The organism is Brumimicrobium sp., assembly GCF_048268645.1.
In the GTDB taxonomy this organism is placed as follows: Bacteria; Bacteroidota; Bacteroidia; order Flavobacteriales_D; family Crocinitomicaceae; genus Brumimicrobium; species Brumimicrobium ulvae.
The window spans coordinates 18,118-34,937 of sequence record NZ_JBLWVE010000004.1; the positions used below are offsets into that span (position 1 = coordinate 18,118).

12 protein-coding genes are annotated in these 16,820 nt (G+C 36.5%); 6 read left to right on the plus strand and 6 right to left on the minus strand.

Going from position 1 to position 16,820, the window contains the following annotated elements:
* Complete coding sequence (locus ACN0U3_RS05065) at positions 1 to 1,746, minus strand: cbb3-type cytochrome c oxidase subunit I (RefSeq protein WP_417265380.1); 1,746 nt, start codon at positions 1,744 to 1,746, stop codon at positions 1 to 3.
* A gap of 545 nt (positions 1,747 to 2,291) precedes the next feature.
* Between ACN0U3_RS05065 and ACN0U3_RS05070 the strand changes: the two genes are divergently transcribed.
* On the plus strand, positions 2,292 to 4,121 hold the full coding sequence (locus ACN0U3_RS05070; protein ID WP_417265381.1) for an AAA domain-containing protein: 1,830 nt from the start codon (positions 2,292 to 2,294) through the stop codon (positions 4,119 to 4,121).
* A gap of 473 nt (positions 4,122 to 4,594) precedes the next feature.
* Here the strand turns inward: ACN0U3_RS05070 and ACN0U3_RS05075 are convergent, their stop codons facing one another.
* The 5 genes from ACN0U3_RS05075 to ACN0U3_RS05095 all read right to left on the minus strand — a co-directional run bounded on the left by ACN0U3_RS05075 (position 4,595) and on the right by ACN0U3_RS05095 (position 10,005).
* Positions 4,595 to 6,685 carry an alpha-ketoacid dehydrogenase subunit alpha/beta gene (locus tag ACN0U3_RS05075; protein ID WP_417265382.1) on the minus strand — a complete coding sequence of 697 codons (2,091 nt, stop codon included), beginning with the start codon at positions 6,683 to 6,685 and terminating at the stop codon, positions 4,595 to 4,597.
* 103 nt (positions 6,686 to 6,788) lie between these two features.
* The gene (locus tag ACN0U3_RS05080; protein ID WP_417265383.1) at positions 6,789 to 7,631 is read right to left on the minus strand and encodes a class I SAM-dependent methyltransferase; all 843 of its coding nucleotides are present in this window, start codon (positions 7,629 to 7,631) and stop codon (positions 6,789 to 6,791) included.
* Complete coding sequence (locus tag ACN0U3_RS05085; protein WP_417265384.1) at positions 7,631 to 8,221, minus strand: DUF3109 family protein; 591 nt, start codon at positions 8,219 to 8,221, stop codon at positions 7,631 to 7,633. Before ACN0U3_RS05085 ends, ACN0U3_RS05080 begins: the two co-directional genes overlap by 1 nt.
* 143 nt (positions 8,222 to 8,364) lie before the next feature.
* Entirely contained in the window at positions 8,365 to 8,904 is a 540-nt protein-coding gene (locus tag ACN0U3_RS05090; RefSeq protein WP_417265385.1) for a hypothetical protein, read from the minus strand.
* A 393-nt stretch (positions 8,905 to 9,297) separates the two neighbouring features.
* The gene (locus ACN0U3_RS05095) at positions 9,298 to 10,005 is read right to left on the minus strand and encodes a hypothetical protein (protein WP_417265386.1); all 708 of its coding nucleotides are present in this window, start codon (positions 10,003 to 10,005) and stop codon (positions 9,298 to 9,300) included.
* A 905-nt stretch (positions 10,006 to 10,910) separates the two neighbouring features.
* On the opposite strand from ACN0U3_RS05095, the gene ACN0U3_RS05100 reads away from it, so the two are divergent.
* The 5 genes from ACN0U3_RS05100 (at position 10,911) to ACN0U3_RS05120 (ending at position 16,813) form a co-directional block, all read left to right on the plus strand.
* Positions 10,911 to 12,950: a BatA domain-containing protein gene (locus ACN0U3_RS05100; RefSeq protein WP_417265387.1), complete on the plus strand. Its 2,040-nt coding sequence runs from the start codon at positions 10,911 to 10,913 to the stop codon at positions 12,948 to 12,950.
* Between the two features lies 1 nt (position 12,951).
* Positions 12,952 to 14,214 carry a dihydroorotase gene (locus tag ACN0U3_RS05105; protein ID WP_417265388.1) on the plus strand — a complete coding sequence of 421 codons (1,263 nt, stop codon included), beginning with the start codon at positions 12,952 to 12,954 and terminating at the stop codon, positions 14,212 to 14,214.
* Positions 14,215 to 14,219: 5 nt separating this feature from the next.
* The gene (locus ACN0U3_RS05110; protein WP_417265389.1) at positions 14,220 to 14,786 is read left to right on the plus strand and encodes a class I SAM-dependent methyltransferase; all 567 of its coding nucleotides are present in this window, start codon (positions 14,220 to 14,222) and stop codon (positions 14,784 to 14,786) included.
* A 349-nt stretch (positions 14,787 to 15,135) separates the two neighbouring features.
* A complete protein-coding gene (locus ACN0U3_RS05115; protein ID WP_299205546.1) occupies positions 15,136 to 15,945 on the plus strand; it encodes a universal stress protein in 810 nt (269 codons plus the stop codon).
* A 37-nt stretch (positions 15,946 to 15,982) separates the two neighbouring features.
* Positions 15,983 to 16,813 carry a S1 RNA-binding domain-containing protein gene (locus ACN0U3_RS05120; protein ID WP_417265390.1) on the plus strand — a complete coding sequence of 277 codons (831 nt, stop codon included), beginning with the start codon at positions 15,983 to 15,985 and terminating at the stop codon, positions 16,811 to 16,813.
* Positions 16,814 to 16,820: the final 7 nt, after the last annotated feature.

The following is a 16,820-nucleotide window of genomic DNA, read 5'->3' on the forward strand; positions in this document are numbered from 1 at the left end:
TTAATTGTTTAAGTTTTTACTTAATTCTTCTTTTGCTTTGAGTATTTCAATCGGTGATTTTGGAACCTGAGCCCTTACTTTTTTCTTCACCATTACATAAAAGTTATAGGCGAATAAAAGGTGAGAAAGCCACATTAATGAACCTCCAATTGCCCTCCATAACCAATAAGGAGCCATCATTTCAACACTGTCCATAAAAGGTTTTAAATCCATCCACATTAATCCACGAAGTGTTGAACCATACATTAATGGAACGCTATAAAACATTAATCCAATAAGTGCTAGCCAAAAATGTGCGCCTACTGCAATTTGTTTCGGTTCTTTACCTGTGAGTCGAGGAACGAGCGTATAAATGAATCCCCATAACATGAAAGTGATAATTCCATACATTGTTAAATGTGAATGCGCAACGGTGAAATCGGTGAAGTGCCAGATTAAATTCGTGAACCGAAAAGCTTCAGCGGTTCCTTGTAAGGATCCCGTGAAATAAAAGATGATACCGATGAGGTAAAAAGGAAGGGTGTAACTGCTAGATAATTTGTGCCATGAGCCTTTGAAAGTCATTAAAAAGTTTGTTGTTCCTGCAATAACCGGAATCACCATTCCCATACTTCCTACAATAGCCACTGTTTGTAACCACCACGGAATGGCACTGAAGATAAAGTGATGTGTTCCTATAACGGTGTAAAACAAGATCTGTGTCCAAAATGCTAGAATTCCCAAACTGTAAGAATAAATAGGTTTGTTTAATTGTTGTGGAAGAAAGTAGTACATCAGCCCTAAACAAAAGAGCATAAACCACATTCCAACACCCTGATGCATGTAGTATCCTTGGATTATTGTTTCCCCCAATCCGGATTGCCAGGTGGGCCAATAGGCGATAAATGCAATAACCAATACATACATCATGGAAGCAATGATGTACCAATTGGAGACATAAATTTCTTTGTTTTTTCGAGCAGCGATGGTTTTCCAAAAATTGATTAATGAGATTAGGACACCAATTCCAAACAATGCCATTACGGGCCAAATGTATTCTCTGTACTCTCCACCACCATTGTTTATTCCCGCCATTAGGCAAAGACTACCGATAAGAACTGCTGCATTGATTAGAATGAGTGATTGAAAACCAGTTTTTAAATTGTGAATAGGGACATTGCTAACCCGCGGCACGACATAATAGGCCAAACCGATCATGGCAAGGGAGGCCCAACCCCAGAAGACCATGTTGGTATGGACAGGACGTAACCTTCCGAAACTTAGCCAGCTTACATGGTCTACATCTGGAGCTACGAATTTGATGCCCAGGTATTCTCCTATCGTTGTTCCAAGCACGAGCCAGAAAACAGCGGTGCCTAAATACCACAAAATTAACTTGGTCAATTGAGGGTCTATATTTGGTCGGGGTTGACTTTTCTTCTTTAATTCAATAAATCTTAATTCCTCAGCTGTTGCTACTTTGTCAATCAATCCTCTTGCATCTATAGCTGGGTGGTTTCCTGAGATTTCATTTGCTTCAAGTTCGAATGCTAATTCTTTTCTTCGTTGCTCCAATCGGGCTAACTCTTCGGGACTCATTTTGTCTAGTTTTTCCCTAAATTTTTTGAATTCTTTTTGTTCGTGGTGATCTCTTAAAGCGCCACGTCCTCTCATTACAGCAATTATTGCTGCAATTATTACCGGAACTGCAATTAAGGCTATCGTGATGAGGATGCCTGTTTGACTCAATACACTTGTTTCTTCCATAACTTTTTTAATTCGGACAAAATTGTCTTTTTTGTCAAATGTAGAAATTAATTTGAATCATTCTAAATAAGAGTGATAAAAAATATGATTTAAAACAGGTTTTGTTTTTATTTTACTGATTTAAAGCAGGTTGTAAAATGTTAAAATATGACCTAAATCAGCTTGCAAATGTATAGGGCTCCGTATCGTTTTTCGCGCTAGGGGTAGAAGTGGCATCCTCTGACATTTATGTCAGAGATATAACGGATGACCCGACCCAGACAATTCTACGCAACCCAGTGTAGTAGAATTCGTCTGGGGAGCGCCCAAATATTTAGACTTACTTTTATTGGTCTCAAAAAGAGTTAAAACTAATCGCTTTAGCTTCTATAAATTTTATCAGATATCAGATGTTAGTCGAAAGCCTAATTATCTAATGCCTAAATTCTAGTTCTTTTATGCCTGGTGAATTTTATTCTTATTTAAACCTATGGTACTTTCAGTCCATAGTGGTTTAGTCTTTCTAGAATTTAACTATTTTCGTGCAGGTTAATTCAAAGTAAAATATGGAGGTAAGTACAGTGATTCAGGAAATGAGGGAGCTGCTCAGAATAGAGGAGGAGGCGCAGGAGAAAAAGTGGTTTGAGAAAGATATTTCCTTGAAGGAATTGCGCAAAGAAGGTGCTATTTTACATCCTGTGAAGATGCAAAATAAGAATTTCGGATATACCGACCAACCAGTGATAACGGTTTCCTTTCATACGCCGGGAGGAATCAATAATTCCTTTTATAGCCAAGGTACTCCAGTGGCTTTGTTTTTACCTTCTTCAAATGAGATTTGTAACGGACAATTGCTTTCTATTTCGGATCGACAAGCGGAGGTTTTATTGTATGCCGATGATTTTCCAGATTGGATTGATGACAAAAATATAGGAATTAAAAGATTGCCCGACAACCGTACTTTTCAAATGATGCATGGGGTATTGAAACGCATCGATAAAGGAGAAGATAAAGCAACAACGCAGCTTTTTGAATACGTTCATGGGATAAAAAAACAAGAAGAAATTCAAGCTTCAGGGAAGAAAATTGAGGTAGGTGACCACTTGAATGAATTTCAATTGAAAGCTGTCGAAAATGGATTGTGTGATTTGCCTTTGCAATTAATTCATGGGCCTCCGGGAACAGGAAAAACAACGACAATTGTTGCTTTGATTCAAGCTTTGCGAAAACAAGGACTGAGTATTGTTGCTTCTGCTCCGAGTAATGCAGCGGTCGATCATTTAGCACAACAATTACTGGATAGTGGTCTCAAAGTTTTGCGTTTGGGGAATACCGCCAAAGTGAATAAGGTCGTTTGGGAACATACGCCGGAAGGGATCATGAGTCAGGATAAATACAGTAAAGAAATTAAGCGATTGAAAATTCAAGCCGCTGAATTTCGCAAGATGGCGCATCAATACAAACGTAGTTTTGGAAAAGCGGAGCGTGAGCAGAGAAAGTTATTGTTTAAAGAAGTGTATGCGATTCGTGACCAAATCAAATCGATGTCCACGCATTATATTTCACGTTTTTTTGATGCTGCAGATGTTATTTTAGGAACTCCTGTTGGTTTAATGGATCCAATGTTAAAGGAAAAGAAATTTGATGTGGCTTTTTTAGATGAAGCAGGACAGTGCATTGAGCCTTTTGCGTGGTTGGTGCTTGAGAAAGCGAACCGGGCGATTTTAAGCGGTGACCATTTGCAACTTCCTCCAACGATTATCAGTGAAGAAGCGGGGAAAAAAGGCTTGTCGACTTCAATTTTAGAACGTGCTATTAATGCGGGGGTACAAAGTGATTTGTTGGGAATTCAATACAGAATGACACCAGAAATTGCTGGTTTTTCGTCTCGTTATTTCTACGAAGGAAAATTACAAACACATGCCGCTTCGGTTCCTGAATCGATGTTTTTTTACGATACTGCTGGTGCTGGATTTGAAGAAAAAAGGCAAGAAAATAGCCGCAGTACGAATAATCCTGAGGAATTGAGAATTGTTGCTGAAAATGCAGAGAAATGGATTGAAAATGGTCAATCTGCTGTGTTTATTTCTCCTTATTCGAGTCAGGTGGAGTTGGCCAAAGAAGAGTTCAAGAACTTATCTGTGAGTACCATAGACTCTTTCCAAGGTCAGGAAGCGGATGTAGTAATTTTGAGTTTAGTGAGGAGCAACAGCGAAGGAAAAATAGGGTTTTTATCGGACTACCGAAGAATGAATGTGGCCTTAACCCGTGCAAAGAAAAAACTGATTGTGATAGGTGACTCATCTACTTTAGCGAATGATCAATTTTATAAGGAATTTGTGGAATATGCGGAAGAAGTTGGGGGATATCGGAGTGTATTTGAGTTATTCAATTAAGAATAGTTCAATTACGAATTAGTCAATTACGAATGGAGGAATTACGAATTACGAATTGTGGAATTTTGAATTGAAGAATTGCGATTTTTTAGATATGAGTTGCCCCTTCAGGGCGCTGGTATATTGATTACATTTCCAACCCAAGGCGTTGCCATTGGGTTGGAATAAATTGCCTCTTCAAGGCGTTAACGTTCTCAATTTTATTAATGAAGATTTATTCGGGCTGAAGGCCCAACTCAATTCAGCAGGATGCAACGCTTCCTGCTGAATAATGTGTTTTCTAGCGCCCTGAAGGGGCAGCTCAAGAGCTTAGGAGTTTATGGTATTGTCTGGATTCTTATTTATAGCTTAAACAAAAAAAGTAGAGAACGCGCCCTCTACTTTATATTTCTCTGCTTAGTCCTGGCTTTCTTCTTTTCCTTCTCTGCGACCTTAGCGAATACCTCCGCGAGTCTTAGCGGTTAAAAAACAATTTAGTATTCTATCAACTCCTTCAACGCCACACCTACCTTATCCGCATTCGGCAATAAAGCAAATTCCAGATCACTGTGCAAAGGAATCGCTGGTGTATCCACTGCTCCAACAATTGCAACTGGTGCGTCCAAGTATTCGAAACACTCACGCTGAATTCTTCCTGCTAACCCTAAAGTAAAACTCGCTTCGATAGATTCTTCTGTTACCAACATCACTTTACTGTGTCTTTTGGCAGCTGAATAAATTGCATCTGTATCGATTGGACTCAGTGTTCTTAAATCGATAATTTCAACAGCACCAGGGTAGTTTTTAGCAGCAGTCTTTGCCCAATAAACTCCCATTCCGTAGGTAATTATCGCAACACTTTCTCCACTGTCAATTTTTTCTTGATCTGCAGTTTGAACAGTTCTTGCTTTTCCAATTGGAATAACGTAATCTTCATCTGGTTCAACAGACATAGCGCCTTCCGTTCCTTTTATTTTTGACCAATACAAACCTTTGTGTTCTAGAATTAAAACAGGGTTTGGATCATAATAAGCTGCTTTCATTAATCCTTTCAAATCTGCACCTGTAGAAGGATACACGACTTTAATTCCACGAATGTTGGTCACTACAGATTCCACACTTGAAGAATGGTAAGGTCCTCCAGAACCATAGGCACCAATTGGAACACGAATCACCGAGCTTACCGGCCATTTTCCATTCGAAAGGTAATTACTACGGCTTAATTCTGTGAATAATTGGTTGAGTCCAGGCCAAATGTAATCGGCAAACTGAACTTCAACGATGGGTTTTAATCCGACTGCTGACATTCCTACCGTACTTCCGATAATGAATGCCTCCATAATTGGTGTGTTAAAAACCCGACTGTCTCCGAACTTTTTACCTAAAGTTGCTGCTTCTCTAAAAACACCACCTAGTCTTGCTCCAACATCTTGACCGTACAATAAAGCTTCAGGATGTTTTTCCATGATTTCACGTACCGCAAATAAAGCACAATCTACCATGACCGTTTTTTGTTTTCCTTTGGGCTCACGCACACCTTTTTCTTCGGTGATTGGAGTCGGTGCAAAGTAGTGGTCTGTGATACTCGTTGGATCTGGATCTTCTGCGTTTTTAGCTTCTTCGTAAACTTGGTCAACAAGCGCTTTTGTTTCTACTTCAAAGTTGATTAAATCAGCTTCATCAATTCCAACAGCTCTTGCTAATTCTTTAATTTTCGGATATGGATCTCTTGTCGCGTGTTCGTCCAAATCATCACGGTAAAATTCCATACGTACACCAGAAGTGTGGTGACCTAATAGTGGAACTTTCGCATGAATTAAGAATGGACGGCGTTCTGTTCTGATGAGTTTCAATACTTTTTTAATCGTATTGTACGACTCTTCAAAGTCAGAGCCATCAATAGAATAGACTTCAATACCTTTAAATCCACGTGCATAATACGCCATATCTTGGGCACGAATTTCTTCAGCACTTGCCGAGATATCCCATTCGTTATCTTGTACTAAATATAATATGGGCAACTGTTTTAATGCCGCCATTTGAAGCGCTTCAGAAAACTCTCCTTCTGTACATGCAGCGTCACCGATTGAACAAACAGCCACTGGATTTTCTCCATTATAATCTTCGGATAATCCTTCAATTTCTTTGTATTGCATTCCCATAGCAACTCCTGTCATTGGAATGGCTTGCATTCCTGTAGCAGAAGATTGGTGTGGGATTTTCGGCATATCTGGACGATTCAAAGAAGGATGAGAATAATAGGTTCTTCCTCCAGAAAAAGGATCGTCTTTCTTTGCGAAGAGGTCCAGCATTAGTTCATAAGGTGTAATTCCTAATCCTAATAAAATGCTGTCATCTCTATAATACGGTGCTACAAAATCTTGAGGATTCAATTGCATTCCTAAAGCCAACTGTATGGCTTCATGTCCACGCGATGTCGCATGCACATATTTACTTGTAATTTCTTTATGGGCCTCATACTTTTCGGATAGGGTTTTTGCAGTACACATCAACTCAAATCCTTTACGCACTATCGATTGATCAATTTTCACTGTCTTCTTTTTGGCTGTATCTGTATTCGGCATAATTTCAAAATTTTGGATGGCTAAGATAGTGAAAATATTTTGGAATAAGGGCATTAATTTGTGGGTATTGGGGCGTTATGTAGGGACGATTTGCAAATCGTCCCTACTTATAAGCCCTCAACAAGTGCCCGAAAAACATATCCTTCCCTGTAAATGTCTTCTTCCACAATTCGGAAACCTCCGCTTTCGGAAAATGTTTTTTAGCGAAATAATTGATTTCTTTGAGTTTTACTTTTGGAGAATAGGTGTTGAGAATTAATAATCCTCCAGGGTGTAAAAGTTGTGAAGCGACTTCAATAAGTTCTTCGAGTTTATGCTCGATTTTCCATTTTTCTTTTTTAGCACCGATTCCCCATGCGGGTGGATCCATGACGATTAAATGGTATAAATTTCCTCTTTTGAGTTCACGTTGAGCAAATTTCATGGCGTCTTCATGCATCCAACGAATGTCTTCTAATCCTGAGGATTCCATGTTAGTTTTCGCCCAAGAAATGAGTTGTTTTACAGAATCTACATGCGTGACTTCAGCACCGCGTGACTTCGCAACTACTGAAGCTGCTCCAGTATAGGCGAAAAGATTGAGCATTTTCATTCCTGGTGAAAGGTGATCTAAAATCAGGTTCCAATTCGTGGCTTGTTCTGGAAAAAGTCCCACATGTTTGAACTTTGTGGTTTCGAGATTAAAAGTCAAATGTTTGAATCTCACCGTCCATTCTCCTTCGGGTAATGCTTGACGGATAACCCACTTTCCAGCCGTATTTCCTTTAGGAACAAATTCCAAATGAGCGATTTCATTCCATTCTTCTTCTGGCATTCCAGGTTTGAAATACGCTTGTCTTTCCGGACGAATGGTCACGATATTTCCCCAACGCTCCAGTTTTTTTTCATTTCCTGCGTCGATGAGTTCGTAATCTTCCCAGTTTTCACTGTAGGTTTTTTCTGCCATTACTTGTCGCTGTCGTTTTGTTTTTCAAGTTCCTTATGCACTTGCTGCAATGACGCATAAAACTCTTCGCCATAAGCACGTGTTAACGGCTCTTTTAAGAATTGATAAACAGGAACGTTTAAAGATTCACCTAAAACACAACCCGGCTTGCAAATGTCTATTTCCTCATAGTTGAGGGCCGTAAAACTTTCGTATTCTTTCGCACGAATAGGATAGAGCTCACATGAAATTGGTTTTTTCCAATCTATTTCTCCATCGCGGTATGCTTGTTCGATGGTACATTTTGTTGTTCCATCAGGATCAAATGCAACAAATGCACAAGCACCACCTTCCACAAGACTGGTTACAGGTTCTCCAAAGTCATCAAGATAAGAAACACCATCTTTTTCGACTTTAGCAATTCCCTCTTCCGTCATGTAAGGCTTAATTTTCGGCAAAAGCCTTTCAATGATTTTAATTTCATCGTTCTTCAATGGAGCACCGGCATCGCCTTCTACGCAGCAAGCACCTTTACACTTCGATAGGTCACACACAAACTTGCGTGAAAACAACTCATCGGTTACTATTTTATCGTCAATTTCTATTAACATGCGGCAAATTTACCGAAAGGAAATGATGTTGCATAAAATTAGGCGGGAATTGTTTAGGGAGATGTGGGTTTTGGATGTGGCTAAGTTGTGTTTTCCTAAGTTGCTGTGTGAAACTTTAATATCTAACATCGTTTTATTACATATCAGTTGTCCAACTTACCCAAGCCAAACATAATTCCAATACCGGGTGAAAACATAACCTTTCGGTTATTAAGAGAAGTGAGATTATCAGTATCTGTAACTTGAAAAGCTAGACCTGATTGGAGCTGAATTTTCATCCTTTTAAATAGACTTATATTTATACCTAAACCTGTCCCTAGAAGCAGTGTGGATTCATTCAAATCGTTAAGATAAGCATACATCTGACCTCCGACGTAGCTGTAGAACTCAATAACTCTTGGTTTATAGAAAACGTATTGTCCTGACCCGCCTAATATTAGACCATGGATAATCCCTGAACCAAAATTGGCTGGAAAATAGAAAAGAGAAACTTGGATTTTGATGTTTTCATGTCTTTCTAAAGTACTTCTAAAAGAAAAGCCTAGCCCTGAGTCTAAAGATGCAAAAACACCTATTTCATGTTTTAAAGGCGAAGTTTTAGACAAGCTATTTGCTTCTTGTGAAAAAAGAAAATAACCATAAACAGAGAAAATAATGGTGATATATAAGTGTGCTTTCTTCATTTTCAATAATTTTTTTAATGTATCAATTTCATTATAACCAATGAAAAACCTCGTTGATGACTGATCTTGAGTTAACTATATTTTTTTTAGCCTCAAAAAAAAGCTATCTAACCTACTATTATATACACCATAATTATTTTCAAAACATTCCTTGTTATATGGTGTTTATTCCACTTTTACCTATTTTATTCTCAAAAAGGACTGTGTACTCAATTCCATTATTTTTCTTTTTTGCCTCATACAAGCGAACCAGCATATTTGTATAAGGTTCGCTAGTTACGGGGTTTACGACCTCCCATATTACCGTAGTATACTCTTTCGATTTTTTCTTGCAGCCTGCTAGTAGCAGAACTGTTAGAAATAGGATTAATACATAATTAATTTTCTGTTGCATCAGTAGTATAGTTTAACAGTGTCAATGCTATTTGGGTTCCTAAAAAACTTTAATTCTATAACTTCTGTTATTCCACCTCTAGTTACTTCCATTTCATAAATAACAGAATCTGATGGGTTAGTTCTTAAAGGTGAAACATATTCATAGCACCCTTCAAAATAACCAGATGTTAATGTTGGACTTGGAGACCAAATAGAATATCCATCACCTGGTCTAGTGAAGATTTGATTACTTCGATATCTCATTTTGTCATTTACATCTACACAATTTACATTTTTTATATGGACATAATAATTTGCAATCGGCACAATCTCATATCTTATGAAATTCTCTTCATCCTTTTTTACACTTTCGTCCGATGGAGAAGGCTGTTTTAATACCGAGTAGTCAAAGCCATTATGGCCAAGCGAGCCTTCATTAATTTCTGGTTTGTACCAATAACCTGAGGTCAAATTTGCTTTAAAACTAAATTCAGCTATTCCCACTTGATTAGTTTTGCCCTCAAAAAGGACTTTATACTCAATGCCGTTATTTTTCTTTTTTGCCTCATACAAGCGAACCAGCATATTTGTATAAGGTTCGTTAGTTACGGGGTTTACGACCTCCCATATTACCGTAGTATACTCCTTCGATTTTTTCTTGCAGGCTGCCAGTAGCAGAACTGCGAGAAATAGGATTAATACATAATTAATTTTTTGGTGTACCATGATTCGTTTATTTTAATGCGTATTATATAAAGTCCCTTGTTTAAATATAAGGTTGTTTTATTTCCAATAATTGATTTTGAGGTAACTTTAAGACACGCTTGAACACACGATTTATTGAAATCATTTCCATTATAGTAAGTAATTAGTTTACACTAAGTAACGAATCTTTTTTTGAGTTTTCAAAACTTTTGTTGTGATAGGCTGTTGATTTTTCTGCAGATAAGCTGGTGAAGTCGTTTGTCGTGGGGAAGAATGTTTTGTCTTGAAAAAATATTTTGTATATAACTATGTCCTCGGGTTGAAAGGCTAGTAAAAGTTGTGTAGTGTATTGAATTTAGCTTTGTTCTAGTTGATACATCATGAGTGAAAAAACTGATGGACGCTTTTTATTGAGCTTTGGTTTTATGATAAAAGCATACTGCAAAAGTTATGAAGTATTATGTTTTACTGGGCTATCAAGATAGGTCGTTAATCACTAGTTTTAAGGTTGTGTTTTATCAATAATTACAGCAGAGAATCGTATTAATTAATTTTATCTAGTGTTAAACTTTATCAAAAAAGGAAGAAAGGATTCCTCAGTTGTTAAAATCTAATATTTTATCAACTATCGGAATGACAGCTCATAAGGAGGTCTTTGGGGGTAAAAATTGCTCAAGCCAAGCTTGAGCAATTTTTACCCTACCCAAGCCAACGAAAACCTGTCATTCCGATGGAGTCCCGAGAACTCGGGGCGACGAGGAATCTCTTTTTTAATAATTACGACTTATCTTGGTAACCCAATCATTTTAAATGGTCGTATCTTAGTTAATTCACGTTTATAATCTAGCCATATCCATTATTTAATTATTTAAAATAAATTCTTCTAAATCTCAACTAAACGACCGAATTCTATTAAATTTGGAAGGATGAATTTTGTGTACCCAAATATCCTCTATTTTCTATTCTTGTTAATCATTCCGATTATCATTCACCTTTTTAATTTTAGAAGATATAAAAAACTGTATTTCTCAAGTTTACAATTCATTAAAAAGGTTGAAAAAGAGACCAATGCAACAAAAAACTTAAGGCATTATATCATTTTAGCATGTAGAATGTTAGCTTTCACCGCCTTGATCTTTGCTTTTGCACAGCCTTATATTCCAACATCGGAACAGTCCAAGTCTTATGAAAGTATTATTCCTATCTACCTTGACAACTCTTTTTCAATGTCAGCCAAAGGCAGCAATGGCGATTTACTGAATCAAGCCAAGACCACGGTGCAACAAATTGCTGATGCCTATCCAAAAGGTCAACGGTTTATTTTGGTTACCAACGCATTAGACGGAACAGAACACCGCATAATTACAAGGACTGAACTAGAAGAGAAAATTGAAAACATCAATCTTTCTCCAATCTCTAGAGCGGTCACAAACCCTTTAGAAAGTATAAAAGAATACCTCAGTTCAATTGCTTACGAAGGTAATCTGCATTATTACGTTCTTTCCGATTTTCAAAAAAACAATTTAAAAGAAACTAAAGCAGCGATTGATACAAGTTCTAATTACACTTTCTTGCAATTCACTCCTCAAATCAATCGAAATTTATACATTGATTCTATTTGGTTTGAGCAAGCATTTCAAAGGGTTAACAATAACAATACTTTGAATGTTAGGGTGCAAAATACAGGAAAGGAAAAATTGACCAATGTTGAACTAAACCTAAGTGTTGCAGGAACCAAACGTCAAACTTTAACTGACCTTGAAGCCGACAACGCTACGGTGGTAACGATGAACTATACCGATAAGTCTACAGGGATAAAGGAAGGATTAGTAGAGATCATTGATGAGAATTTATATTTTGACAATCGTTTTTATTTCACATATAAGGTTGAAGAAAGCGTTCAAATATTAGTAATTAATGATGAAAACAGCACTCCTTATCCAGGATTGGTTTATGCTACAGATGATTTTTATTCGGTAAAAGAGACTGCCGTAGGACAGTTAAAAAGCAATGAACTAAATGAGGCAGATTTAATCGTATTGAATGGTTTGAACACGATAAGTTCTGGAATTCAATCACAGCTTAAGCAATTGGTTGAAAATGGAGTTCATATATTGATAATTCCTTCTGCAGATTTTGAAAGTCAATCCTACAACAACTTATTGAGTTCTTTTCAACTTCCATTGTACAGGAATGTGACCCAGCAAGAAATTAGAATAGGAAAGATCGCTTCGGAATTAGACTTCTTTACAGGAATGTTTGACGGCAATGTAGACAATATTAGAATGCCGCCATTAAAGCGATATATTTCATCGACCACTTATACCAATGCCAATTATAACAGTTTGATACAATACGAAAATGGTATGCCGCTTTTGGTTGAACATGCTAAAGTTAAAAACGTATTCGCTTTCTATTCTCCCATTGACCCCAATTTCAATAATCTTGGAAAATCAGCCTTATTTTCTTCTGTTTTATTGAGAATTGGTGAAAAAAGTCAAGGTCAATTACCTTTATCGTTGACCATAGGTTCTTCTGATGAATACCGAATACGGTCTTCTGGAACTAACGAAAGCGCCTTGATTTTGAAGCAGAAAGAATATGAATTTATTCCAGAAATGTCAAGAAATACTGGTTCAAGTTCGATTTCTGTTAGAAATGCCAGCGACAATCAGTCTATTTTGGATGGAATATATGCCATCCAAACAGAAGGTAAAACACTGGGGAAATTAGCGTTGAACTATAATCGATTCGAATCAGATATGCAATACGTTTCTGAAAATGAAATTACAAGCTATTTTAATTCTTTAAACGTAAGAAAGTTAAACACAGAAGGAATTTCAACGATGTCGGATATTCAACAATTAACCCTGAAAAATCCGAATGAATTTTGGAGAATTCTCTTAATTTTGGCCCTAGCATTTTTACTATTAGAAATGCTAATCATCATCTTTTGGAAAGTATAACATGAAGATTTTACTCAAACAAGCAACTATTTTAGACCGTGAGTCTGTACATTACGAAAAAAAACAAGACATCTTAATTGAAGATGGGAAAATTTCAAAAATTGCAGATCAAATAATAACTGAAGATGCGGAGGTAATTACCAGTAACGAATTATTTGTTTCACAAAGCTGGGTGGATTTAAAAGCAGACTTCTGTGACCCCGGTTATGAATACAACGAAGATGTTCAAACTGGACTTGCCGCTGCTGCAGACGGAGGATTTGGACATGTTTATGTCGTTCCAACTACCTCTCCTGTTGTAGACAGTAAAAGTCAAATCAACTATTTAAAAGCTGAAAGTTCTAGTCATATTACCGATCTTCACCCTTTAGGTGCGATTACCAAAGGAGCCAAAGGTGAAAGCCTTTCCGAAATGTATGATATGTATAAAGTCGGTGCCCGTTTGTTCACTGACAATACCCATTTTGTTTCTGCCGGAATTTTATTCCGTGCGTTATTGTATGTAAAAAACTTTGGTGGAAAAATCATTTCTTTCCCACAAAATGAATCAATTAGCGAAGGTGGTCAGGTCAATGAAGGAACAGCTTCCTTAAAAACTGGATTAAAAGCTATTCCCGCTATTGGAGAACAAATTCAAGTTCAAAGGGACCTGAGCTTACTTGAGTATACAGATGGAGAATTACATTTTTCTGGAATTTCTTCTGCGGCATCATTGAATTTGATCCGTGAAGCTAAATCGAAAGGGTTTAAGGTTACTTGTGATGTTCACATACATCAGCTATTGTTTAATGAACGCGATACACTGAATTATGACACCAATCACAAAGTCTTCCCTCCATACCGCCGTGAAGAAGATCGATTAGCACTATGGGATGGAATCAAAGATGGTACAATCGATTGTATTGTTTCCAATCACCAACCCAAAACCATAGAGGAAAAAGATATCGAGTTTGATAATGCTGCTTTTGGAAGTTTAACTTTACAAAGTTTTTACGCTTCATTGGTAGCGAATAATTTAAAAGACCAAAAAGATTTCATTGATAAAATTTCTGTTCAACCAAGAAAAATTGCAAGAATGGAGTCAAACACAGCAATAAACGAAGGGAATTTAGCAGATTTAACTATATTTGACCCAACGATTGAATGGACGTTTGATGATTCTACCAATCTTTCAAAAAGTAAAAACTCCCCTTTTTATGGTGACAAAATGAAAGGGAAAGCCATTGGAATCATTAGAAACAATACTATTACGATTAATACCTAAGACGCTTGGATAAGAAGAAAGATAATTTCCTAAAAGAATTTTTTAAAGAACGTAAAACTGTTGGTGCTATTCGACCAAGTTCAAAGTCTTTGGCTAAAAAGATGCTAAAGAATGTTGACTTTAACGATGCAAAAATCATTGTTGAATATGGTCCAGGAACGGGTGTTTTTACACGCCGAATCATTGAGGAAATGAAACCTGATGCCATGCTTTATGTTTTTGAACTGCATGAACCCTTCTTCCTTAAACTACAAAAAGAATTTGAAAATGATGAACGTGTTAAAATCATTTTTGACAGTGCAGTAGAAGTTCGTAAATACCTTGAAAAAGACAATCACGAAAGCGCTGATGTAATTCTTTCTTCATTACCACTCACAAACTTTGACCAAAAGTTGACAATGCGCATTTTAAAGTCTGCGGAAATGGCTTTAAAATCTGGAGGTAATTACATTCAATTTCAATACTCTTTAAACGCTAGAAAGTTGCTGATGAAAATATTCAACACTATAGATATCCAATTCACAGTCAATAATTTACCCCCTGCTTTTGTGTACACATGCAAAAAAAAATAAGCCCGATTACTCGAGCTTATTTTTTAGTTTTCATTAGTAGTAATGCAGTAATATGCGGTTATTAAACGTTTCCTATTATTAAAAGGTTGCTTCGAATTTTACAAAATAATAACCTAATTTAACAACTCTAACCTAATCTACTGATTATCTGAAAGATAAAAAGTTAAATATTTCTTATTTTTTTTTAGGCATAAGAAAAAGAACAGAAAACGTCCTCATTTACATAAAAGAAGCAACTTCAAGATGAACTTTGGCGTTATACAATTGTATGCTTGAAAAAAACACTTTTTGATTGGGCGTATAGTTTTGAATATTTATATATATATGATTAACAATTACTTTATCACTTATGAGCGCTAATTTATTTATTGTACCCCATGATTTTACAAGTGTTGGAGATGCAGCTTTGAAATATGCATTGTTTTTAGCAAAGCCACGCAAGACATCAATTATGTTACTCCATATTGTGAGCAGCAAATCGAAATCCAAAGCAGCCCTAGAAAAGCTTGAACAAATTATTGGGAATTTAGACCTAGATGTTGGAGACGGCACAGTAGAAGCCAAAGTGATAGAGGGCAATATCTTCGAAGACATATCTAAAATAGCTGAGGAAAATGATGCGCGCGTAATTATCATGGGAACCCATGGCGCGGTTGGAATGCAAAAGTTATTTGGTTCTTATGCCATGAAGGTAGTTGTCAATTCTAGTGTTCCATTCTTAGTAGTTCAAGATGGTGTTGACCATGGAACACTGAACAATATTGTGGTTCCTATTACCACCTCAAAAGAGAGTTTGCAAATCATCAATATTGCTGGAGAAATAGCAAAGACTTTTGACAGTAGTATACATGTGATTGCCGAAAAACAGTCTGACCAAAGATTAGCACAACAATTAAAAATTAGAATTTCCTTAGTTCAAAATCAATTTGAAGAGAAAGGTGTTGATGCCAATATAGAAATTATTAAATCTAAAAAATCTTTCCAAAAAACGGTTGTGGAATATGCCAAACACCACAACTGTGATTTAATTGCAGTTGCTCACTATTCTGACAGTATTTTTGCTCAATTCGAGAAATACACCCAAGACCTTATTACCAATGATGAAAATATCCCTTGCCTAGTTGTTAACGCTAAATTACTGTCAAAACTGTATTACTAAAAAAGTTCAATTAACTTTGTAGAAGTAAAAATTGAATATGAAATATATAGGAGAATACGCAGAACTTAGAATTGATCGTTTTACCAGTGTGGGTGCTTACCTAGAAGATGACGAAGGATTTGAAGTTTTATTGCCCAATAAATACCTAACAGATAACCTAGAAGTAGATCAGACCATAAGGGTATACATCTATAACGACTCTGAAGATCGACCAGTTGCAACAACTGAAACACCTATGGTTGAACTTAATGATTTTGCATTTTTAAAAGTAAAAGCAGTGAGTAATTTCGGTGCTTTCTTAGATTGGGGATTAGAAAAAGATTTACTTGTTCCTTTTAAAGAGCAAACTGCTAAAATGGTTGAAGATGGTGTCTATCTTATTCACTTGTATCGTGATGAACAAACCAACCGTTTAGTCGGTTCCGCCAGAATCAATCGATTCCTTGAGGACGAGATAACAGATCTTGAACAAGGAGATGAAGTTGATATATTTGTTGCTGAAGTAACAGATTTAGGAAGAAAAGTAATCGTCAATAACAAATACAGTGGCCTTATTTTTAAAGACAGACTTGTACGTCCCTTAAGAAATGGTGAAAGAACTACTGCTTATGTTGAGTTTGTACGTGAAGACGGAAAACTAGACATTTCTTTAGTCCCCATCGGTTTAGAAAAGTTTGATGAATTCTCAGAAACAGTTCTCAGCTATTTGAAAGAAAACAATGGTACAATTACGGTCACTGACAAATCTAGTCCTGACCTTATACGTTCAGAACTTGGAATGAGTAAAAAATCATTCAAAAAAGCAGTGGGTAATTTATATAAAAACAAAAAGATTAAACTTACAGATACAACTATTGAATTGGTTTAAAACCCAA

Bases quoted from the DNA above. Each gene is read 5' to 3' on its own strand.
- ACN0U3_RS05065 (WP_417265380.1), bottom strand. From the start codon at position 1,746: ATGGAAGAAACAAGTGTATTGAGTCAAACAGGCATCCTCATCACGATA.
- ACN0U3_RS05070 (WP_417265381.1), top strand. From the start codon at position 2,292: ATGGAGGTAAGTACAGTGATTCAGGAAATGAGGGAGCTGCTCAGAATA.
- ACN0U3_RS05075 (WP_417265382.1), bottom strand. From the start codon at position 6,685: ATGCCGAATACAGATACAGCCAAAAAGAAGACAGTGAAAATTGATCAA.
- ACN0U3_RS05080 (WP_417265383.1), bottom strand. From the start codon at position 7,631: ATGGCAGAAAAAACCTACAGTGAAAACTGGGAAGATTACGAACTCATC.
- ACN0U3_RS05085 (WP_417265384.1), bottom strand. From the start codon at position 8,221: ATGTTAATAGAAATTGACGATAAAATAGTAACCGATGAGTTGTTTTCA.
- ACN0U3_RS05090 (WP_417265385.1), bottom strand. From the start codon at position 8,904: ATGAAGAAAGCACACTTATATATCACCATTATTTTCTCTGTTTATGGT.
- ACN0U3_RS05095 (WP_417265386.1), bottom strand. From the start codon at position 10,005: ATGGTACACCAAAAAATTAATTATGTATTAATCCTATTTCTCGCAGTT.
- ACN0U3_RS05100 (WP_417265387.1), top strand. From the start codon at position 10,911: ATGAATTTTGTGTACCCAAATATCCTCTATTTTCTATTCTTGTTAATC.
- ACN0U3_RS05105 (WP_417265388.1), top strand. From the start codon at position 12,952: ATGAAGATTTTACTCAAACAAGCAACTATTTTAGACCGTGAGTCTGTA.
- ACN0U3_RS05115 (WP_299205546.1), top strand. From the start codon at position 15,136: ATGAGCGCTAATTTATTTATTGTACCCCATGATTTTACAAGTGTTGGA.
- ACN0U3_RS05120 (WP_417265390.1), top strand. From the start codon at position 15,983: ATGAAATATATAGGAGAATACGCAGAACTTAGAATTGATCGTTTTACC.